Annotated in this window: 20 protein-coding genes; 11 read left to right on the top strand and 9 right to left on the bottom strand. The window is 51.6% G+C overall.

Features of this window, described 5'->3' with window-relative positions; all coding sequences use genetic code 11:
- Positions 1 to 10 precede the first annotated feature (10 nt).
- From AC07N2_RS10405 to AC07N2_RS10395, 3 genes are read right to left on the bottom strand one after another with little or no spacing between them, the layout of a single operon-like run.
- Positions 11 to 1,543 carry a Dyp-type peroxidase gene (locus AC07N2_RS10405; protein WP_494778221.1) on the bottom strand — a complete coding sequence of 511 codons (1,533 nt, stop codon included), beginning with the start codon at positions 1,541 to 1,543 and terminating at the stop codon, positions 11 to 13.
- A gap of 12 nt (positions 1,544 to 1,555) precedes the next feature.
- A complete protein-coding gene (locus AC07N2_RS10400) occupies positions 1,556 to 2,251 on the bottom strand; it encodes a hypothetical protein (RefSeq protein ID WP_494778220.1) in 696 nt (231 codons plus the stop codon).
- Positions 2,252 to 2,253: 2 nt separating this feature from the next.
- Positions 2,254 to 2,874, bottom strand: coding sequence for a hypothetical protein (locus tag AC07N2_RS10395; RefSeq protein ID WP_494778219.1), 621 nt, complete (start codon positions 2,872 to 2,874; stop codon positions 2,254 to 2,256).
- Between the two features lie 348 nt (positions 2,875 to 3,222).
- Here AC07N2_RS10395 and AC07N2_RS10390 point away from each other — a divergent pair, with 348 nt between their 5' ends.
- Positions 3,223 to 4,794, top strand: coding sequence for a response regulator (locus AC07N2_RS10390; protein ID WP_494778218.1), 1,572 nt, complete (start codon positions 3,223 to 3,225; stop codon positions 4,792 to 4,794).
- A gap of 106 nt (positions 4,795 to 4,900) precedes the next feature.
- A complete protein-coding gene (locus tag AC07N2_RS10385) occupies positions 4,901 to 5,266 on the top strand; it encodes a hypothetical protein (RefSeq protein WP_494778217.1) in 366 nt (121 codons plus the stop codon).
- An 89-nt stretch (positions 5,267 to 5,355) separates the two neighbouring features.
- Here the strand turns inward: AC07N2_RS10385 and AC07N2_RS10380 are convergent, their stop codons facing one another.
- From AC07N2_RS10380 to AC07N2_RS10370, 3 genes are all read right to left on the bottom strand, one after another.
- Positions 5,356 to 6,429 carry a GGDEF domain-containing protein gene (locus AC07N2_RS10380; protein WP_494778216.1) on the bottom strand — a complete coding sequence of 358 codons (1,074 nt, stop codon included), beginning with the start codon at positions 6,427 to 6,429 and terminating at the stop codon, positions 5,356 to 5,358.
- Positions 6,430 to 6,446: 17 nt separating this feature from the next.
- On the bottom strand, positions 6,447 to 7,190 hold the full coding sequence (locus AC07N2_RS10375; RefSeq protein ID WP_494779239.1) for a sulfite exporter TauE/SafE family protein: 744 nt from the start codon (positions 7,188 to 7,190) through the stop codon (positions 6,447 to 6,449).
- Between the two features lie 79 nt (positions 7,191 to 7,269).
- A complete protein-coding gene (locus AC07N2_RS10370) occupies positions 7,270 to 8,262 on the bottom strand; it encodes a serine/threonine protein kinase (RefSeq protein ID WP_494778215.1) in 993 nt (330 codons plus the stop codon).
- Between the two features lie 131 nt (positions 8,263 to 8,393).
- On the opposite strand from AC07N2_RS10370, the gene AC07N2_RS10365 reads away from it, so the two are divergent.
- The gene (locus tag AC07N2_RS10365) at positions 8,394 to 9,092 is read left to right on the top strand and encodes a UPF0149 family protein (RefSeq protein WP_076592025.1); all 699 of its coding nucleotides are present in this window, start codon (positions 8,394 to 8,396) and stop codon (positions 9,090 to 9,092) included.
- Between the two features lie 68 nt (positions 9,093 to 9,160).
- Here the strand turns inward: AC07N2_RS10365 and orn are convergent, their stop codons facing one another.
- On the bottom strand, positions 9,161 to 9,748 hold the full coding sequence (gene orn / locus AC07N2_RS10360) for an oligoribonuclease (protein WP_076592026.1): 588 nt from the start codon (positions 9,746 to 9,748) through the stop codon (positions 9,161 to 9,163).
- 50 nt (positions 9,749 to 9,798) lie between these two features.
- Between orn and AC07N2_RS10355 the strand changes: the two genes are divergently transcribed.
- From AC07N2_RS10355 to AC07N2_RS10320, 8 genes are all read left to right on the top strand, one after another.
- Complete coding sequence (locus AC07N2_RS10355) at positions 9,799 to 11,058, top strand: M48 family metallopeptidase (protein ID WP_076592027.1); 1,260 nt, start codon at positions 9,799 to 9,801, stop codon at positions 11,056 to 11,058.
- An 11-nt stretch (positions 11,059 to 11,069) separates the two neighbouring features.
- Positions 11,070 to 11,420: a 4a-hydroxytetrahydrobiopterin dehydratase gene (locus AC07N2_RS10350; RefSeq protein ID WP_494778214.1), complete on the top strand. Its 351-nt coding sequence runs from the start codon at positions 11,070 to 11,072 to the stop codon at positions 11,418 to 11,420.
- Between the two features lie 3 nt (positions 11,421 to 11,423).
- On the top strand, positions 11,424 to 12,314 hold the full coding sequence (gene rsgA, locus AC07N2_RS10345) for a ribosome small subunit-dependent GTPase A (RefSeq protein WP_494778213.1): 891 nt from the start codon (positions 11,424 to 11,426) through the stop codon (positions 12,312 to 12,314).
- Between the two features lie 109 nt (positions 12,315 to 12,423).
- A complete protein-coding gene (argF, locus tag AC07N2_RS10340) occupies positions 12,424 to 13,338 on the top strand; it encodes an ornithine carbamoyltransferase (protein ID WP_076592030.1) in 915 nt (304 codons plus the stop codon).
- An 85-nt stretch (positions 13,339 to 13,423) separates the two neighbouring features.
- The gene (argG, locus tag AC07N2_RS10335) at positions 13,424 to 14,761 is read left to right on the top strand and encodes an argininosuccinate synthase (protein WP_494778212.1); all 1,338 of its coding nucleotides are present in this window, start codon (positions 13,424 to 13,426) and stop codon (positions 14,759 to 14,761) included.
- A gap of 26 nt (positions 14,762 to 14,787) precedes the next feature.
- Positions 14,788 to 15,102: a pyrimidine/purine nucleoside phosphorylase gene (gene ppnP / locus AC07N2_RS10330; RefSeq protein ID WP_076592032.1), complete on the top strand. Its 315-nt coding sequence runs from the start codon at positions 14,788 to 14,790 to the stop codon at positions 15,100 to 15,102.
- A 231-nt stretch (positions 15,103 to 15,333) separates the two neighbouring features.
- On the top strand, positions 15,334 to 17,004 hold the full coding sequence (locus tag AC07N2_RS10325) for a hydantoinase/oxoprolinase family protein (protein WP_494778211.1): 1,671 nt from the start codon (positions 15,334 to 15,336) through the stop codon (positions 17,002 to 17,004).
- Positions 17,001 to 18,329 carry a histone deacetylase family protein gene (locus AC07N2_RS10320; RefSeq protein ID WP_494778210.1) on the top strand — a complete coding sequence of 443 codons (1,329 nt, stop codon included), beginning with the start codon at positions 17,001 to 17,003 and terminating at the stop codon, positions 18,327 to 18,329. Before AC07N2_RS10325 ends, AC07N2_RS10320 begins: the two co-directional genes overlap by 4 nt.
- A gap of 62 nt (positions 18,330 to 18,391) precedes the next feature.
- Here AC07N2_RS10320 and AC07N2_RS10315 read toward each other — a convergent pair whose 3' ends face one another.
- Positions 18,392 to 18,709: a DUF1294 domain-containing protein gene (locus AC07N2_RS10315; protein ID WP_494778209.1), complete on the bottom strand. Its 318-nt coding sequence runs from the start codon at positions 18,707 to 18,709 to the stop codon at positions 18,392 to 18,394.
- A 55-nt stretch (positions 18,710 to 18,764) separates the two neighbouring features.
- Positions 18,765 to 19,793 (bottom strand): UDP-N-acetylmuramate dehydrogenase, encoded by a 1,029-nt coding sequence (gene murB / locus AC07N2_RS10310; RefSeq protein WP_494778208.1) that lies wholly within the window; start codon positions 19,791 to 19,793, stop codon positions 18,765 to 18,767.
- Between the last annotated feature and the right edge of the window lie 85 nt (positions 19,794 to 19,878).

Raw genomic sequence — 19,878 nt, 5'->3', positions numbered from 1 at the left:
GTATGCAAGATCAAGTCGGATCGACTATCCCTTTTGCAATCATGCGCAAAGCCGTCATGCTGGGAATAAAGAAGTAATCACCGCCGCGTGTTTCCACCAGACGTGGAATCTTCGATAGAAAATACGGCGCTTCATCACCATTCGGATCAACTTGCAATACCGCCTTGCTCGGATACTCATCATCGTGATTACCGAGAATGATTTCCTTTTCATTGGCAGCCTTGAAATCGTTGCCGTAATTGATCCATTGCTGCTGCACAAATTCAAATTGCCGATTGATGCTGGCGTTGAGCATCATGATGATGATGCCGTGATTGCCGTCATCGCGTGTCGGATCCTTCACTTCGCCATAAGGCAAACCGCGCCGTATCACACGACGTCGATTGGCCAGTGCACCCGGCGTATCGAAAGCGTTGGGCGTCAATTCCAGTGAAGCGCGCGGATTGATACGACGCATGTGCGAACTGAATGGGCACTTCGCACCATCCATATCGCTATCGAAGGTAAAGTCGCTCAGCATTTTGTCGCGCTCGGCCGACGACGTGGCTGCAGCGAACTTGGCATCCCATTCCGCCTTGCTTGCTGCATCCGGTGCCGACACCAAAGGTGCACCATTGTCACGCCAGCGTCCGACGAACTTCGCTGCCAGCAATTCCTTGCCGCCCGGGTATTTCTGCCCTTCCTGTTCCAGATAGGTATTGAAGGTAGCGACGTTTTCATGCAATTTGCGATACACCATGAAGGTGCCATTACGCGACAACAGTTGCGGTGCCGGTGCAATCGGATACTCTTCCGCTTCGTCGCGATGGCCGAGTATGAATTCCCCGGTTGCGAGTGGCGCCCACTTACCCCCTTTGAGTTGCTTGCCACGTCCGAGAACACGCTCCGGCCGGTCGGGCAAGCCTTCAAAATACGGATCGCCGATACCATCGGTGTAGCCGAAATGTTCCTTGCTGGTTGCCTTGCCGTTTTCAAACACGGCATGCACATCCTGGAACTCCAGATGTTCTTCGCCATTGTCGCCGCGATGACCAGACAATATCGCTACGCCGCCAGCAGTGTCGTGCACGATCTTTTGCAGCCATTCATAAGTCTCTTGTATGGCTTCACGTGTCTGGCCATTGATCGAGATCCAGGCATGTACATCTTTATGGCGATCACGCTCCCGACTTTCTTGCCAGATCGGGTCCCAATATTCGGGTGCGCTGCGTTTATCATCACCCAGAATATCGACACGGTTCTTCATCCCCATCACGAATTCCATAGGGAAGCCAATCAAGGAAGCACGCGGCAATTCCAGCGTTTTCAAACCGGGATAAGTAAAGGCGATATTCACCGTCGACATTGGTTTTTCAATCGGATTAGGACCTTCACCCCAATTCACCGCAGTCGTTACCTGCTCGGTCACGCGACGCACGAATTCGCGACCACGCGCACCATCCCGAATATTAAAAAACACGTAACGTGCAAATGGAAAATTGTAGCGACCATAGGCACGGATCACGTTGCCCTGTATATCCATCAAATCTAGAACTTTGCTCACAAGAAGATCCTTCTACGATAGTTTTTGCACAGTGGATTGTCCGGCAAGCCAAGTAGGCTCTTGCAGATTCGTCGGATCAACACGCTGAATGAATGCCTGATAAGCCTGCTGCAATTGCGCCGCCGGCAAGCCCTGATGTTCCGCCACGAAACGTGAGAACTCCTGCTTCAGATAGAGTCCCTTCAACTGTTCCGGCAATGGCTCATCATTGGAGCCGACGAAGAACAAGGCAGCCTTCAATTGGCATTTTTTGATATAGGCAATGAAGCTATCTGCGTCAGAGACTTGCTCAAAGCCGTAGCAAAAGCCCCACAGTTGGCGTATGTCATCGCTAATAGCTGCCCACATCCCGCGCAAATAGCTATCAAGGTCGCCATGTACATTGCAGCACCACACCAGATATTTGGATTGCAAATGATCTTCTTCCGGCAACGCGGCACGGCGGAAACGATCGGAGAAGATAGACAGGAAGTCATACCACGTACCGCTAAAATCAGTACCCGGTAAAGATTCGTAATACACATCGTCGAGAACAAAATAGCGGCACAGATACGTTTGCGGCACCTTCGCCATCGGGCTCATCTCGTTCAAGCCCCAATCTTGCAAGCGACGGCGAACTTCATCGCTGTAAGCAGTACCGCCGATATGGCCTTTCTTGATAGGAGACAAACAGGTAAGCGCGTAGGCATTGTTGCTGACATTCGCCATGATTATTCTCCCCTCGCCTGATCGGCCAAACTGACAATCGGCGTTGGTTGCATATCGCCGAGATCATGCTGTAGAGAGCGCAACAAGGTGTTGTATTGCTTGAGAAATTGCTCGGGATCGGCATTGCCGAACTTTGCATCGAAAGTGATCAATTCCTCTTTCAATTTTTTCGCAGCTTTCACATCATTTGCTGCCGCCATCGGATAGGCGTTGTAATAATGATCCGTCTGGATTTGATTGAATTGAATGTAGGAATGGAATGGTGTCAGTGGCACTGACTTGGGATAACGAATATTCCATTTCCAGAATAGATCCAAGCCACTGGGAATGGCAAACGTAAAGGAATCGACGTACTGCGCCCAACTGCCGTTGAAATTACTGAAAAACATCATGTAAGCGTAGTTCAGCTTTTCCTTCGGTTGTTCCGCAGACAGATGCGGAAACTGATTCTTGCCGATGATGACCCAGCGCGCGTAATGAATCAGTGAGAGTGTAATCAAACCCCTGAGAGTGGCGGGCTTCTTCAGTGCTACCCAGAAAATCACCTTATTGATCCAAGTCATATACCAACGGATCGGCGTGATCACATTCATGGCATATGCTTTTCCAGCAATGTTCGACATGCATTTCCCCTTGTTGCAGCAGCTAAAATAAAAGCGCAGCGGTACGACAATCGCACCGAATGCGCTCGCTTTCCCTTACAAGTTTGTGCATCCGTCGGCGACGGGCTACTTAGGCCCACTCCCCCATGCCTGAATCACGGCATGAGTACCGATCCGACACAAACGTTTGCTATCTTTTCCCTCAATAGCATTTCCTCGCGGAAAATAACTTTCGCCAGACTACATGAAAAAATGTATTTTTAGCAATTGCTAAAGGTTTATCCTTACTATGCCGCTTTGATATATTCTTTCATTGCGTCAGCCAGTCCAAGCATTCCACAGAAGATGCAGAACAACACTAGGGAAGCCATGCCTTCATATCTGCCGTTCACCGTAAAAACACTCACCGCTGCACAACGTGCGCGCATCGTGCGACGTCGAGAACATCAGAGCAGCACCTTGAGCAATACTCAACTGGACGAGCGCCTCCTTGGCGATCTGCAGCGGGCAGTCAATACACAAATGAACGGCATCGTCGGTGCGCTGGAAATGATACGGCAAAACGATTTAGCTCCCGATCAGCGGGAAATGATACATCTGGCCCAAAGCAGCGCGGACAGCCTGTTGATGAATATCGAGCAGTTACTGGAATCGAATAGCGATCTTGGCATAGGCGATGGCGCAAACAACACGCACCATGCGCTGGCCGATACCCGCATGCTGTTTATCAATACCAATCCCGATACGCGTGCCCACATTGAAAGAGAACTGAAACAACGCGGCGCACGTATAGACTGCTTCGATATACCCAAAACTGCCTTAGCCGCATTAGAGAACGCAGCAATCGCCGGCGATCCATATCGCATTGCGCTACTCGACCAAAAAATCCCTGGCATGGATGGCGAAACGCTGGGCACCGCCATCGGCAACTCCCCTTTGTATCGCGATACGCTGGTCGTACTTATCAGTGGCGAGCACAGCAGGCACGATGCCGATCGTCTGGCGCAAGCAGGATTTTCTGCATGGCTGCCTAAACCTCTACAACAAACCATGCTGCTCAATACGCTATCGATGTTGTGCAGTTGTATTGCCAAGAAAGATGCGCCTCGCTTTGTCTGTGCAGGCGTACGTGTGAACGCAGAACATATCATCTCGGATAATGTTCATGCCTTTGCGCATTGCCGCGTTCTGGCAGTTGACGATAATCCGGTCAATCTGCAAATCGCCGAACGCATGCTGGCGCGCTTTGGCTGTCAGGTTGACACGGCATCCGATGGGCAACAGGCTTTACGTCTGGTCAATGAACAACATTACGATTTGATACTGATGGATTGTCAGATGCCGCAGATGGATGGTTACCACACAACTGCATTGCTACGCGCAGCAGAAACTGACGGGGCGCACATGCCCATCATCGGCTGGTCATCCGGCATCAATCGCAGTGAACGCGATACCTGCCTTGCTATTGGCATGGATGATTTTATTTTCAAACCGATACGCATGCGGCCATTGAACGACATGCTGACGCGCTGGCTAAAGCCTGTCGTCAACGAAAAGGTCCTTATGCCACAAGATGATGAACTGGATGCTACACAGGAAATGTTTGGCGACGATTTTGCCGAGTTGGTTGATCTTTTCCTGACGGATAGCCCGAAGCGCTTTGTACTACTGCATGAGGCTATTCTGGCGAAAGATACGCTGACCGTTGCAAAATTTGCGCACGTCTTATGCGGCAGCACGGCATCGATAGGTGCCACCACTCTCGCCTCTTTATGCCGAGAACTGGAAATTCGCGCAAAGAACAATATGCTGGACGATGCACCATCACGCCTGACAACGATAGAACTTGAGTACGTGAGAATAGACAAAAAATTGCGCAGCATGCTCTCGCACACAACGCCGGACATTGAATCGCCACCCGATCTGCACGATAAACATTGATGTAAAAAATCTGAGAAATACGGCGACAATACCGATTACAGCAACGCGTCAATTCTTGTGACTTAACGCAAATAATCCTTACCCAACAATACATCTACCATCCACCATGAACCAAGCTGAAAAGTATCAAGACACGAATCAAATTCCCGAATCAAAAAAGAACCATCTGTGGCGTAAAACCATTTGGTACACCGACCCAGAAGAATTCCCGCTCGGCCCGCATCACTCAGTGGAAGTGTATTGCTGTGAAGAGTCAAACGGCTACGCCGTATGGTATGCGCGCCGCCTGGCTAAAGATGATCCGCGCAATACTCCACAAAGCGAAAACGGTGATTACCTGCTGGCTTATTTTGCGAGGACAAAACGCGATGATGCGATTGAACACGCAGTGCTCATTGCCAATAGCGATGCGTCGGTCGACAAGGTAATTGTTGCGTTGGATGGTTTGGCGCAGAACGCGCAAAAGGTATGACTTTTTAGTAAGGGCGGATAAATCTCCAAGTTGATCCGGAGATTTATCCGCCCTTACTTATTTCAAGCAAGAATTGATTGAAGCTCAGGCTAAGCTGCAAGACTCCGAAACTGGTGTTTTCCAGCTGCCTTCGCTTCGTACATCAAGCGATCAGCTGCTTTTAAAACATCATCGTAAGTATGCAAGTCTGCGTCTGGCAGCACACAGATGCCGATGCTGGCACCAAGGCGCAAATCATTGCGTGGCACAGCAATTTCTCTCATCGCACTCAATATTTTTTCCGCGACCAATTCCACATTTCTCTCATTGGTAACGTGTCGCAGCAATATGCCAAACTCGTCTCCGCCCAGTCGCGCCACCTTGTCCGATATACGCACACAAGCAGATAAGGATGTCGCGACTGTCTTTAATATCTCGTCACCAGCGGCATGGCCACAACCGTCGTTGATAGCCTTGAAGCCATCCAGATCGAGCAGTAGTACTGCGCTCATTTCGCGCTGTTCTGCACCGGGTTTGAATAGTTCATGAAACACATCGGCAAACCCTGCGCGGTTCAACAAACCAGTCAGATGATCATGTTTGGTTGCCTCCTCGAAATGCGCCGCACGCTGTTCGAAAGCCTGCTTATCCTGCTCCATCCGTTTGACGAGCACGACCACATACAGCGGCACCAGCACATTGATCAGCACGATACCCGTCGCTACTCCCGGTATGGTTTGCCAATCAGGAGAAAAATAGAACGCCGCGCCCATCAAGGGGCCACACACTGCGGATGACAACCAGGTATAACGCGTGCCGAAGCGCAAGCCATTGCCTATCGCGCCCAAGGTCGGCACCCATGCCACCAAGCCGGCCAGAAATCCCGCCAGATACATACCCAAAGCCGGCAAGGCCTGATCCAGTATGGTGGCCAAGGTGCGGCGCAAGGTGGTGTTCAAAATAGAAAAACGAACGAGAGCGACCCAGATCACGGCATAGGCGATATATCCCACGGCACCAATGACGACGCTGACAGGTACTGCCTGCCATTTGAAATACCAGGCAAAAACGAGATACAAACAAAATGGCGTGACATTGATGACGCGAAACTTGGCCTGGCCAAGTTCGGTACCGATAGCGGATGCCTGAGGCGAAAGACTGGATAACCAACTAAACCTATGCATAGATCAAACAGTCTTTTTTACAATAGTTTTGGGAGAGAAGAACTCAATAGTGCAATGCCAGAGAGGGTGAGCAAGCTCAACACCAGCCGCCGGAAAGCCACATCAGAGATGCGATGATACAGCTTAGTCCCCAGGATAGTAGGTATTAACATCGCTGGAACAAGCACTCCAAAATAGGGAAGCATAGCGACCGTGATGATGCCCTTATACAAATAGGCAAGCATGGTGAATATCAAGGCACCCAAATTAAAGTTTTGAATGATGACGCGCTGCTTGTCCTTGGCCATGCCTTGCAACGTGCACCACAAAGTAGGCACTATCCCGGCAAACCCACCAAAGCCACTCATCACGCCACCGATTAAACCAATGGTGCCATCTGCGACTGGTCCCTTCGATGCGATTTTAGGGAAGCGAGAAACGAACAGCATGCTTGGGCACCAGATGATCAATATCGACCCCAGCAAGGCCTTGAACATATCCATATTCAAGAGCGGCAGCAGCATGACGCCGATCGGGATACCAACCATGCCACCAACAAAAAATGGCAGTAACAAGCGCCAATCAAATCCGCGCTTTACAGTAAATGCCGCAATGATTTGTCCCGTCAGCGCACCAAACACCGCCAACGATGCAGCAATCACAGGATCCATACCCCAAGCCCAAAATGACATCGCTGTCATTCCAAATGCGAAGCCTGAGAGACCTTGAACGAAGCCGGCAGCAGCGCCACCCATAATGATCAAAATGTAGATTGATTCCATCATGCAGTCATGTTTTAACTATCCCGTAGGAAGAATTTTTCATGCAACGCGAACTGATGTTCCGCACCAAGCTGTCGCATCAAGTCGTCCACAACGGCGCCTCATCCATCAGCGCCACTTGTTCGCGTAATTCCAGTATCCGATCCTGCCAGTAACGCTGCGTGTTAAACCATGGGAAGGCAACCGGGAACGCGGGATCATCCCAACGTCGCGCCAACCACGCTGCGTAATGAATCAAACGCAAGGTGCGCAAGGCCTCGATCAAATGCAATTCACGCGGATCGAATTCGGCGAAATCCTCATAACCGGCAAGCAAGTCAGACAATTGCCGCACCATATCGCGCCGCTCGCCCGACAGCAGCATCCATAAATCCTGGATCGCCGGTCCGCTACGACTATCGTCAAAGTCGACGAAGTGCGGGCCTGCATCGGTCCACAACACATTACCGCAATGACAGTCGCCATGCAGTCGCAAGCTACTAACATCACCGGCACGATCAAAGCAGCGCCGCACGCCATCGAGCGCTTGCGTCACTACGCTGCGGTAAGCTTCCAGCAAATCAGGTGGAATGAAATTATTTGCCAGCAAATAGTCGCGTGGCTCTTCGCCAAAGGTCACGATATTTAATGCAGGTCGATGCTCAAACGTTTTCAGCGCGCCTACTGCATGTATGCGCCCGATAAAGCGCCCCATCCATTCCAGCGTTGCCGGATCATCCAATTCTGGCGCGCGCCCACCATGTCGCGCAAAGACAGCAAAACGGAAACCGGCAAAATCATGCAAGGTTTTCCCATTGGCCAAAGTCATCGCAGGCACGACCGGGATTTCTCGCTCGACCAATTCAGCGACGAAGGCATGTTCTTCCAGAATCGCGGCATCACTCCAGCGCGCAGGGCGATAAAACTTTGCCACCAGCGGCGGACCATCTTCGATGCCAATTTGATAAACGCGGTTTTCGTAACTGTTCAAGGCCAGCAAGCGGCCGTCGCTATACAAGCCAACGCTTTCCAGCGCATCAAGCACGCAATCAGGCGTGAGTGTAGAAAAAGACAATACTGTGGAATCATTCATCTCTGCATTGTACGGTGCCTACACAGTTTCCCGGGTGCATGATGCACACATTTCAACATGGCAAATGCATCGCTTCTGCAAAGTCGTACTGGTACACTGTCGCCCTGATCACCATTGAAGAAAATTCCACCATGCATCTCGACCAGCCTCTCTCCGACAAGGAATTCGACGAACTCGACAAATTCCTGCTTTCCGACCGCACTGCAGACGACTGCATGGCGATGGATTCGCTGCACGGTTATCTGACAGCACTGGTCGTCGGCCCGGAAGAAGTCCCGCTGGCCGAATGGTTGCCACACGTCTGGGGTGAAGACGCAGAAGCCATCCCGAAGTTCAAGAACGATAAAGAATACGAACGCATCGTCGCCCTGATCGCGCGCTTCATGAATGAAATCGCCATCACACTGGAAGTCGCACCGAAAGAATACGAACCGCTGTTCTGCGAACACGAATGGGAAGGCAAGCCGGTACTGGACGGCGAAGCCTGGGCCTGGGGTTTCAATTTAGGGATGAGCCTGCGTGCAGAAGCGTGGGAACCTATCCATACTTCCAACATCGCACCACTGATGCGCCCTATCTATTTGTTAGGTGCAGAAGAAATCGAAGAAGAAGAAATGGTCTTGGTCGACAATCCGGTCAAATGCCACAAGCTGACTATCGAAATCGAATCCGCCATCCCGGAAATCCACAAGTTCTGGCTGCCACACCGCAAGTCGGCAGTGAAAACCGTACAACGCGAAACCCCGAAGGTTGGCCGCAACGACGATTGCTCATGCGGCAGCGGCAAGAAGTACAAGAAGTGCTGCGGCGCAGAACCTGCTGCAGAATAAATAAAAGCCGGCATTAGCCGGCTTTTTTTACATCAGAAGTAACCGGCATTCCACCGGTTTGCGCACTCTTACTCTTTAATGAAGTGCTCGCGGTAATAACGCAGCTCTTCAATCGACTCCAGAATATCAGCCAAAGCCGTGTGCTTCTGGTGTTTCTTGAAGCCGTTCACCAGCTCCGGTTTCCAGCGACGGCACAGTTCTTTCAGTGTGGACACGTCCAGGTTGCGGTAGTGGAAGAAGTTTTCCAGCTTAGGCATACCGCGCGCCATAAAGCGACGGTCCTGGCAAATGGTGTTACCGCACATAGGCGACTTGCCGTTAGGCACATATTTTTTCAAGAATTCGATCAACTCTGCCTCAGCTTGCGCTTCGGTCACGGTCGATGCCTTGATACGGTCGATCAAGCCGGAGCGGCCATGCGTACCCTTGTTCCACGCATCCATACCATCCAGAATTTCATCTGGTTGATGAATTGCAAACACCGGGCCTTCGCCCAGAATGTTCAAATTGGAATCGGTGACGACGACAGCTACTTCGATAATGCGATCATTGTCTGGATCGAGTCCGGTCATTTCCATATCTACCCAGATGAGATTGAACTCATTCGGGCGCAATGGGGTGGCGGATGACGACTCTAATTCAGTAGCTTGTGACATAATTGTTTTCCTTTAGCCTGCTCAATCCGCCATTTTCTCACAGGAAAAGAATGTCATCCCTCGTGTTTACTGTTTTGTTTGTCACTTTTCTGCTTATCAGCCTAGTGGTTCGTTTCTGGCTGGCCTCACGTCATATTCGGCATATCCTCGCCAATCGTGCTGCCGTGCCTGCGCAATTCGTCGGCAAGATACCGCTGGAAGCACATCAAAAAGCGGCGGATTACTCGATCGCTAAAACAAAATTCGCACTATTCATCGTCATCTTGAATGCCGCTACCTTGATCGGCTTTACGCTGATGGGCGGCTTGCAATGGCTGGCAGAAGGCTCTCTGTTTGTCTTCGGTCCCGGCTATCGCTATCAATTGGCACTGGTACTGACCTTTGCATTGATCTCCGGCTTGATCGAATTGCCGTTTGATTACTTCCGTCAATTCGTACTGGAAGCGCGCTTCGGCTTTAACCGCATGTCGCCACGCCTGTTCTTCACCGATTTATTCAAAAGCACCATCATTTCGCTCGCGCTCGGCCTCGGCCTGGTTTGGATCACGATCATCCTGATGGAAAAATCCGGTGACTTGTGGTGGTTGTACGCATGGATAGTCTGGTGCTCCTTCCAGTTGTTGATGCTGGTATTGGTGCCACTCTTCATCGCGCCTATGTTCAACAAATTCAAACCGCTGGAAGACGAGAACCTGCGTACCCGCATTGAAAACCTGATGCAACGCATAGGCTTTAAAGCAAGCGGTCTGTTCGTCATGGATGGTTCCAAACGCAGCGCGCATGGCAATGCCTACTTCTCCGGTTTCGGCGCTGCCAAACGCATCGTGTTCTTCGACACCTTGCTCGAACGCCTGGCACCGAATGAAATTGAAGCAGTACTGGCGCATGAACTCGGTCACTTCAAACTCAAGCACATCGTCAAACGCATCGTGATGATGTTTGCCGCTTCGCTCGCATTCCTGGCGCTGCTCGGTTATCTGAAAAACCAAACCTGGTTCTATACCGGTTTGGGTGTGGAACCTATGATGGGTGCGAGCAACGATGCAATGGCCTTGATCCTGTTTGCACTGGTCTTGCCAGTCTTCTCCTTCCTGTTCTCGCCGCTGACTTCGCTCAGTTCGCGTAAACATGAATTTGAAGCTGACGCCTTTGCGGCACAACATACCAATTCGCAGGATCTGGTATCCGCGCTGGTGAAGCTGTATGAAGACAATGCATCAACGCTCACGCCAGATCCATTGCATTCTGCTTTCTATGATTCGCACCCGCCTGCAACCGTGCGTATCAACAAACTTCTGGCCGCCAGTTGAACAAGGACATCATGAGCAACGCCGCCGATTTACGCGAACAAAAATGCCAGCGCCAGGTGACTGCGCTGAGCGCGGATGAGGTCAGCGAAGGTCTGAAAGCAATCAGCAACTGGAGTCTGCAGGATGGCAAAATTGTTCGTAAATTCTCTTTCAAGAATTATTACGACACCTTGGCCTTCGTCAACGCGATCGCCTATGTCATCCATGCCGAAGATCATCACCCTGAGTTGGTGGTCACCTACAATCAATGCGTGGTCAAGTTCGACACGCATTCAGTGAATGGCGGCAAAGGTGGCTTGTCACAAAACGATTTCATCTGCGCTGCCAAGCTGGATGCTATTTTTGATCAGTCTTTCGTCTAACTGATGGCAACTATTACAGGCACCGTCATTGCCGCACATGGCCGTCATTATCTGGTTCAGACCGATACCGCAAAACTGCAATGCGTTACACGCGGCAAGAAGAGCGACGTCGCAGTGGGCGACATCGTCAATCTGCAACTAACTTCCGCCAATCAAGGTGTGATCGAGTCGATCACCGAGCGCAAAACCCTGCTGTATCGCTCCGACCAATACAAATCCAAACTGCTGGCAGCCAATGTCACGCAGCTTTTCATCGTGGTCGCCACCGAACCTGGCTTCTCGGACGATCTGGTTTCGCGTTCACTGGTCGCAGCGGAAGCCGCGGGCGTTGCCGTTCATATCATCTTGAACAAGATAGACGTCGTCGCATCTCTGGAAAAAACCCGCAAGCGCGTAGCCTTCTACGCAGGACTTGGTTATCCGGTACATGAAGTGTCGGCAACCACACAGCCGGAAGCAACCTGCGCTGCCTTGATGCCGATACTGGAAGGCCAATCAACGATACTGATCGGCCAATCGGGTATGGGCAAATCATCGATCATTAACTTGATCGTGCCGGATGCCGACATCGCAGTGCGCGAAATTTCCGCTGCGCTCGATACCGGCAAACACACCACGACCTTCACACGTTTGTATGCAATCGACGATCAAACCATGATTATCGATTCACCGGGGTTTCAGGAATTCGGCCTCTATCATTTGACTGAAGGCATGCTGGAGCGTGCTTTCCCGGAGTTCGAGCCGTATCTGGGCAAGTGCAAGTTTTATAATTGTCATCATTCCAATGAGCCTGAATGTGCAATCCGCACTGCGATTGCCGCCGATGCTATTTCGCCCATGCGGCATGCGCTCTACCTGCAGTTATTGCATGAATCATCACAAAAGCTGTACTAAAGAAGGGGCCGGCTCTGGCCTTAACGCTGGCTTTTAGATGGAAATCCCTTATAATTGAAGCAGTTACAACAATCGGCGGCAGGCGCCAACCTAGCCGCCGTTTTCAATTATGGCAATCAAACACTTTCTGCAGTTTTCCGATTTAACGCTGGATGAATTCGAGCACGTGATCGAACGTACCCGTGTCATCAAGCGCAAATTCAAGAACTACGAGCCTTACCATCCTCTAGCTGACCGTACGCTGGTGATGGTGTTCGAAAAGAATTCCACCCGTACTCGCCTGTCCTTTGAAGCCGGCATGCACCAGCTTGGCGGCGCGGCAATTTATCTGAACACGCGCGACAGCCAGCTTGGTCGTGGCGAGCCGGTAGAAGACGCGGCGCAAGTGATGTCCCGTATGTGCGACGTCATCATGATCCGTACGTTTGGCCAAGACATCATTGAGCGTTTCGCCGCCAATTCGCGCGTACCAGTGATCAATGGCCTGACGAATGAGCACCATCCTTGCCAGGTTCTGGCCGATGTATTCACGTTCATTGAGCATCGCGGTTCGATCAAAGGCAAAACCGTGGCCTGGATAGGCGATGCCAACAACATGCTGTACTCGTGGTTACAGGCAGCGCAAGTATTCGATTTCCATGTCAATGTTTCTACACCCAAGGGTTACGAAATCGATCCGACCTTGATCGCCGCTGACAATACACATTACACGCTGTTTGCCGCACCATCCGATGCATGTGTAGACGCGCATCTGGTCACGACCGATGTCTGGACCAGCATGGGCTTCGAAGAAGAAAATGCAGCACGCCTGAAAGCCTTTGACGGCTGGATCGTCGATGCGGCCAAAATGAAACGTGCACAGCCTGATGCCTTGTTCATGCACTGCCTGCCAGCGCATCGCGGTGAAGAAGTTGCAGCCGAAGTCATCGACGGACCGCAATCGGTCGTCTGGGACGAAGCAGAAAACCGCCTGCATGCGCAGAAAGCACTGCTCGAATATCTCGTCCTGGGCAAACTCAATTAATTAAAGACTCAGTTAGCTCAGCCAATTCATCAGCTCAAGTTCCAACTGACCCACAATCACATTCCAAGCAAGCGAAGCAAACACCATGTCGAATATTCTCCAATCCGTTCCAGTCAATCAAAAAGTAGGCATCGCCTTTTCCGGCGGTCTCGACACCAGCGCGGCCTTGCACTGGATGCGTCAAAAAGGCGCGATTCCTTATGCATACACTGCGAATCTGGGTCAACCTGACGAAACCGACTACAACGCGATTCCGGAAAAAGCAAAAGCATACGGCGCTGAACTGGCACGTTTAATCGATTGCCGCGAACAGTTGGTTGCTGAAGGTATCGCAGCGCTGCAAAGCGGCGCTTTCCATATCTCGACCGCTGGCGTTACCTACTTCAACACGACGCCATTGGGTCGTGCAGTTACCGGCACCATGCTGGTCGCCGCGATGAAAGAAGACAACGTCGACATCTGGGGTGACGGCAGCACATTCAAAGGCAATGACATCGAGCGCTTCTATCGCTACGGTTTGTTGATGAATCCAGCGCTGCGCATTTACAAACCTTGGCTGGATGATGCCTTCATCAACGAACTCGGCGGCCGCAAGGAAATGTCGGAATTCCTGATCAAGTCCGGCTTTGACTACAAGATGTCTACCGAGAAAGCGTATTCGACTGACTCCAACATCCTCGGCGCTACGCATGAAGCGAAAGATCTGGAAGAACTGAGCAGCGGCATGCAGATCGTCGAACCTATCATGGGCGTCGCATTCTGGCGTGACGATGTCGAAGTCAAACGCGAAAAAGTCACCGTACGTTTCGAAGAAGGTCGTCCAGTCGCATTGAATGGCGTCGTCTATTCCGACCTGGTTGAGCTGATGCTGGAAGCCAATCGCATCGGTGGTCGTCACGGCCTCGGCATGAGCGATCAAATCGAAAACCGTATCATCGAAGCGAAGAGCCGTGGCATCTACGAAGCCCCAGGTTTGGCGCTCTTGTTCATCGCTTACGAACGTCTGGTTACCGGTATCCACAACGAAGACACCATCGAGCAATACCGCGAAAGCGGCCGTCGCCTCGGCCGTCTGTTGTATCAAGGCCGCTGGTTCGATCCACAAGCCATCATGTTGCGTGAAGCAGCACAACGCTGGGTTGCACGCGCGATCACAGGCGAGGTCACCATCGAACTGCGTCGCGGCAACGATTACTCCATCCTCAACACTGAGTCGGCCAACCTGACCTACGCGCCAGAACGTCTGTCGATGGAAAAAGTGGAAGATGCACCGTTCTCGCCAGCCGACCGTATTGGTCAATTGACGATGCGCAATCTGGACATCACAGACACACGTCACAAGCTGGCTATCTACAGCAACGCCGGTCTGCTGACTGGCAACTCGTCTGTTGCACTGCCTAGCTTTGAAAAAGACAAGAAATAATTCCTTCAACATTAAACATACAGATCATGACTACTCAATTCGATAACGTTTCCGTCGTCAAAAAAGCCAATATCTACTTTGATGGCAAATGCGTGTCACACACCGTACTGTTTGCGGACGGCACCAAGAAAACCATAGGCATCATTTTTCCATCGACGTTGAAATTCAACACCGGCGCTGCAGAAATCATGGAATTGAATGCAGGCAAATGCCGCATTCGTCTGGCTGGCGCAACTGACTGGAACACCTACGAAGGCGGCCAGCAATTCGAAGTACCGGCAAATTCGAGCTTTGATATTGAAACGGTAGACACACTGGATTACGTTTGCCATTTTATCTGACGCGTTTAATAAGACGTGTAAGACCCCAATAAAAAAGCCCGGACTATCCGGGCTTTTTGCTAAGAGCCAGCCTTATTCAGATTAGCTCGCGGGTCTTCTCCTTATAATAGACGCTGTGTTAAAAATCAGGCGCTAGCCGCCGGTTTGAATTGACGATTTAATTGATACAGCCGGCGCGATCCTGTCCGCTTTCGACAGGCGCGCTGGCTCTACTTCCCAAGAAAGAAATATATGATCCTTGGCATTGATGTGGGCGGCACACATACCGATTCGGTATTGATGCACAACCGCAAAATCATCCGCAAGTCCAAAGTATTGACCGACAAGAACGATATTTTAGGTTGCGTGATGCGCGCGACCCAGGCTGTCGCGAATGCTGACGATATCAAGCAGCTGCAGCGCATCGTGCTCAGCACCACGATCTCCACCAATGCCGTGGCACAGAACCAGCTCGATCCGGTCGGCCTGATAGTGATGAACGGCCCTGGCGTTTCTCCTAAAGATTTGCCACTCGCCGATAAGACACACTTGATCGCCGGTTACATGAACCATCGCGGCATCGAAGCAGAAGCGCTGGAAGACGATGAGTTGGATACATTGAAACAGCAATTCCGCGCTGACAAGATCGAGAACCTGGCTGTTATCGGCAAATTTTCGACACGTAATCCCGTGCATGAACAGGAAGTCGGTGCCTGCTTCGCAGATCAGTCCAACCATGTTTCACTCGGCCATCATCAATCCGGCGTACTGAATTTCCCGCGCCGCATAGCGACCACTTACCTCAATGCCGCGATCTGGCGCCTGCACAGCCGCATGGTCGACCAGCTCGCCAGCTATCTGCAGGAACTCGCGGTCGATGTACCGCTCTTCATCCTGAAGGCGGACGGCGGCACCATAGGCATACAACAATCGCGTAACTATCCGGTGCAGACCATTCTGTCCGGGCCAGCGGCCACCATCATGGGCGTGCTGCCTTTCGTATCGTCCACGCAAGATTCGGTGTCGATAGACGTCGGCGGTACCACCACCGACATCGCACTCTTTGCCGATGGCGCACCGCTGCTGGAACCGCAAGGCGTCGAAATCGAAGGACACAAGACCCTGATTCGCGGCTTGCTCACGCATTCGATGGCGCTCGGTGGCGACAGCCATGTACAAGTGGTGAATGGCGCGCTGCAGATAGGTCCGGAACGCAAGGGTTCGGCAATGGCCTTCGATGGTCCGGCACCAACCCCGACCGACGCCTTGATCACCCTCGGCCTGGCCGCTATCGGTGACAAAGCCAAGGCTCTGCAGGCGATGGAAAGCCTGGCCGGCGCATTGAAGCAAACGCCACAGCAAGTGGCGCAAGCCATCGTCGACAGCATGTGCGCCAGCATCGCCGCCAAGGTCACGCAAATGATTGCAGAGGTCAACAGCAAGCCGGTCTACACCATTCATGAACTGCTGGAAGGCAAAGTACTGAACCCGCAGCAATTAATCGCAGTCGGTGGCCCTGCTCCGTATATTGCCGAACAAGTGGGCGCATTACTGGCCATGCCGGCACTGGTGCCACAGGATTCGGAAGTGATCAACGCCAGCGGTGCAGCCATGGCACGTACTACGGTCGAATTGAATCTGCTGGCGGATACCGAATCGCAGCAACTGACTTTTGCCGAAGATGGCCGCAAGATGCAAATCTCTGCGCGCGCCACGGTCGATGACGTATGCGAGATCGGTAAGGAAAGATTGCTGGAAATCGCCAAGGCTGCCGGTGCACGCGATGCAGACCTCGAAGTCGAAGTTGCTGACTGCCAGTCCTTCAACGTCATCCATGGTTATGCAACTACTGGAAAAAACATCCGCGTCCGGTTGCAGATCAAACCCGGCCTGATTAAACAAGTAAATGAGCAAGTGCAATGAACAAGCGTGAGGAAGACATCGTGAAGAAAAAAACAGGATTGGTATTTTTCCCGGCATTTGATTATGCGATTTCACCAACGCATCCGGAGCGTGAAGAACGTCTGCTGTACACGCAGGATCAGGTATTTGAAGAAGGCCTGCTGGACTTCGACAATATCAAGGAATTCAAACCCGGCGTCGCCACTGCTGAAGACATCCAGCGCGTGCACTTTTGCGTGCCTGGCATCGACGAGATCGTTCATGCCTCACACCTGATCGCCGTCGGTGGCTGCATTACCGCAGCAGACAAGGTGATGACCAAAGAAGTCGACAATGCGTTTGCACTGGTGCGCCCTTGCGGTCACCATTCATTCCGTGTCGTGCATGGCAGCCGCGGCTTTTGCACGCTGAACATGGAAGCGATCATGGTCGAGTACATCCGCCACAAATATGGTGTGAAGAAAATCGCGATCGTTGATACCGATTGCCATCACGGCGATGGCTCACAAGATATTTTCTGGCACGATCCGAATACGCTCTTCATCTCCATGCATCAGGATGGTCGTACGCTCTATCCGGGTTCCGGCTTTGCCGACGAGCTAGGCGGGCCGAATGCTTTCGGCACCACCATCAACCTACCGATGCCACCGGATACCTGCGAAGAGGGCTTCCTCTATGTGCTGGATGAAATCGTCATGCCTATCCTCGATGAGTTCAAGCCGGACCTGATCATCAATTCGGCTGGACAGGATAACCATTACTCCGATCCGATCACCAATATGAAGTTCACTGCGCATGGTTATGCAGTACTCAACCAGCGCCTGAAGCCGGACCTAGCGGTATTGGAAGGTGGTTATTCGATCGAAACCGCACTGCCCTACATCAATACCGGCATCATCCTGGCGATGGCGGGCATGGATTTCAGTCACATCCAGGAACCGGACTACGATGCAGAAAGCCAGAAGCAGCCGGCCAACATTACGGCCTACCTGGAAAAATTGAAGGATGCGACCTTCCATCACTGGAACAATCGCCACGTGCTACGTGAGCAGGTCTATCCGGAACAGGAGTTCCACAAGCGCAGCATGGATGTCTATTACGATACCGACGGCATTCGCGAAACCATCAATGAAACCGTGCGTTCCTGTCCAGATTGCGGCGGCACCGTGGTGATCGATTCGCGCTGCGACGATACACGCAATCACATCCTGGCAGTGCAGATTCCGCGTTATGTTTGCGCGCCTTGCCGTGCTTATGGTGAAGAGCAATATGCGAATGCAACTATCGGACGCTACACGCAAGTCTTCCTGCAGGACAAGGACAAGGATATTTACTTGTCCAAGTAAGGGAATTTAAGTAATACAGATAGAGACTCGATTCAACCTGAACCGGGTCTCTTTTTTTGAAGTTATCCAGCATTTCCCAGTGCATGCAACACATCACTGCCGTAAGGCGACAGTAACCAGCCTACAACAGCGCAATGCAGTACCACTGTCACCCAGTAAATACGCTGGAAGCTGGCCTTGCCGGTTTTATGCCGCAGGAATTTTTGCGCCAACCAGCCACCAGGCCAACCACCAAGAAAATCCAGCAAGTGCAGATTGTTTTCACTGATCCGCCACTCCCCCTTGCGCGCCGCCGATTTATCGATCGCATAAGCGACAAAGCTCAATAAGCTAAGCGCAAAATAGCTACCGACTACCGGCAATAAAATTTTCGTATCCATTATTTGCTTCTAAAATTTATTACTGAAATTTGCTTCCGAATTTTGTTTCGGCAAATCAAAGGAAGATAGGTTCAGGTTCCAGTTGCACATCAAAACGTTGTGCGACATCGGCCTGAATGGCTGCTGCCAATTGCGCGATCTCGGCACCACTGGCACCGCCGCGATTCACCAGCACTAGCGCCTGATTTTCATAGACACCTGCAGCGCCTGCAGCTTTACCTTTCCAGCCGCACTGATCTATCAACCAGCCCGCCGCCAGTTTGACGCTGCCATCCGGCTGCGCATAATTCACCATCTGCGGATAGCGCTGCAACAAGGCATCACGCTGCGCTGTCGTCACGACAGGATTCTTGAAGAAACTGCCGGCATTACCTATCACTGCCGGATCAGGCAGCTTACGCGTACGAATGGCAATCACGGCAGCACTAATGTCTTGCGCCGTCGGCCGCGTAATCGAACGTGCAGCCAATTCATTTATTACATCGGCGTAACGAAGATTCGGCTGCCATTGCTTAGGCAAGGCGAACGTCACATCAAGCACCACCGCTCTATCACGCAAGCGATGCTTGAAGACGCTATCGCGGTAACCGAACATGCACTCTGCTTTGTTCAGCGTCGTTTGCTCGCCTGTTTCAAAATCAAATAGCGTCAAAGAATGGAAAAGGTCTTTAATCTCGATTCCATACGCGCCAATATTCTGAATCGGCGCAGCGCCAACGCTGCCAGGAATCAGTGACAAGTTTTCCAGACCGCCCAAACCATGTGCCAGCGTCCATTGCACAAACTGATGCCAGTTCTCACCCGCCGCAGCCCGTACATAGGTAGCATCTGCATCTTCCTCAACGATTTCTATCCCCTTGATACCGACATGCAGCACCAGGCCAGAAAAATCCCGTGTCAAAAGGATATTACTGCCGCCACCCAGTACCAAGCGAGGCATGGCGACAAGATCGGCATCACGTTTGACATCTTGCAAGGTATCAACTGACGTAACCGGAAGATAGGCATGCGCGCTCGCCTGCACCCCAAAGGTGTTAAGGTCGCGCAAGGAAAAATTGTACTGAACGGGTAAAGAATGGGTCATAGTGGGCGATTATAATCGTAGCTCTAGCCCCTCGGTTTTTTGTCCGTTAGAATGGCAGCCAAACCGAATAAACAACAGGCTTTCG

Source organism: Herminiimonas sp. GW821-FHT09C12 (assembly GCF_059416385.1).
Note: the sequence above shows the minus strand (reverse complement) of the source record. Positions and strands in the feature narration are given on the sequence as shown.

Coding starts and splice junctions, on each gene's coding strand:
- AC07N2_RS10400 (WP_494778220.1), bottom strand. CDS start 2,251: ATGGCGAATGTCAGCAACAATGCCTACGCGCTTACCTGTTTGTCTCCT.
- AC07N2_RS10395 (WP_494778219.1), bottom strand. CDS start 2,874: ATGTCGAACATTGCTGGAAAAGCATATGCCATGAATGTGATCACGCCG.
- AC07N2_RS10390 (WP_494778218.1), top strand. CDS start 3,223: ATGCCTTCATATCTGCCGTTCACCGTAAAAACACTCACCGCTGCACAA.
- AC07N2_RS10385 (WP_494778217.1), top strand. CDS start 4,901: ATGAACCAAGCTGAAAAGTATCAAGACACGAATCAAATTCCCGAATCA.
- AC07N2_RS10380 (WP_494778216.1), bottom strand. CDS start 6,429: ATGCATAGGTTTAGTTGGTTATCCAGTCTTTCGCCTCAGGCATCCGCT.
- AC07N2_RS10375 (WP_494779239.1), bottom strand. CDS start 7,190: ATGGAATCAATCTACATTTTGATCATTATGGGTGGCGCTGCTGCCGGC.
- AC07N2_RS10370 (WP_494778215.1), bottom strand. CDS start 8,262: ATGAATGATTCCACAGTATTGTCTTTTTCTACACTCACGCCTGATTGC.
- AC07N2_RS10365 (WP_076592025.1), top strand. CDS start 8,394: ATGCATCTCGACCAGCCTCTCTCCGACAAGGAATTCGACGAACTCGAC.
- orn (WP_076592026.1), bottom strand. CDS start 9,748: ATGTCACAAGCTACTGAATTAGAGTCGTCATCCGCCACCCCATTGCGC.
- AC07N2_RS10355 (WP_076592027.1), top strand. CDS start 9,799: ATGTCATCCCTCGTGTTTACTGTTTTGTTTGTCACTTTTCTGCTTATC.
- AC07N2_RS10350 (WP_494778214.1), top strand. CDS start 11,070: ATGAGCAACGCCGCCGATTTACGCGAACAAAAATGCCAGCGCCAGGTG.
- rsgA (WP_494778213.1), top strand. CDS start 11,424: ATGGCAACTATTACAGGCACCGTCATTGCCGCACATGGCCGTCATTAT.
- argF (WP_076592030.1), top strand. CDS start 12,424: ATGGCAATCAAACACTTTCTGCAGTTTTCCGATTTAACGCTGGATGAA.
- argG (WP_494778212.1), top strand. CDS start 13,424: ATGTCGAATATTCTCCAATCCGTTCCAGTCAATCAAAAAGTAGGCATC.
- ppnP (WP_076592032.1), top strand. CDS start 14,788: ATGACTACTCAATTCGATAACGTTTCCGTCGTCAAAAAAGCCAATATC.
- AC07N2_RS10325 (WP_494778211.1), top strand. CDS start 15,334: ATGATCCTTGGCATTGATGTGGGCGGCACACATACCGATTCGGTATTG.
- AC07N2_RS10320 (WP_494778210.1), top strand. CDS start 17,001: ATGAACAAGCGTGAGGAAGACATCGTGAAGAAAAAAACAGGATTGGTA.
- AC07N2_RS10315 (WP_494778209.1), bottom strand. CDS start 18,709: ATGGATACGAAAATTTTATTGCCGGTAGTCGGTAGCTATTTTGCGCTT.
- murB (WP_494778208.1), bottom strand. CDS start 19,793: ATGACCCATTCTTTACCCGTTCAGTACAATTTTTCCTTGCGCGACCTT.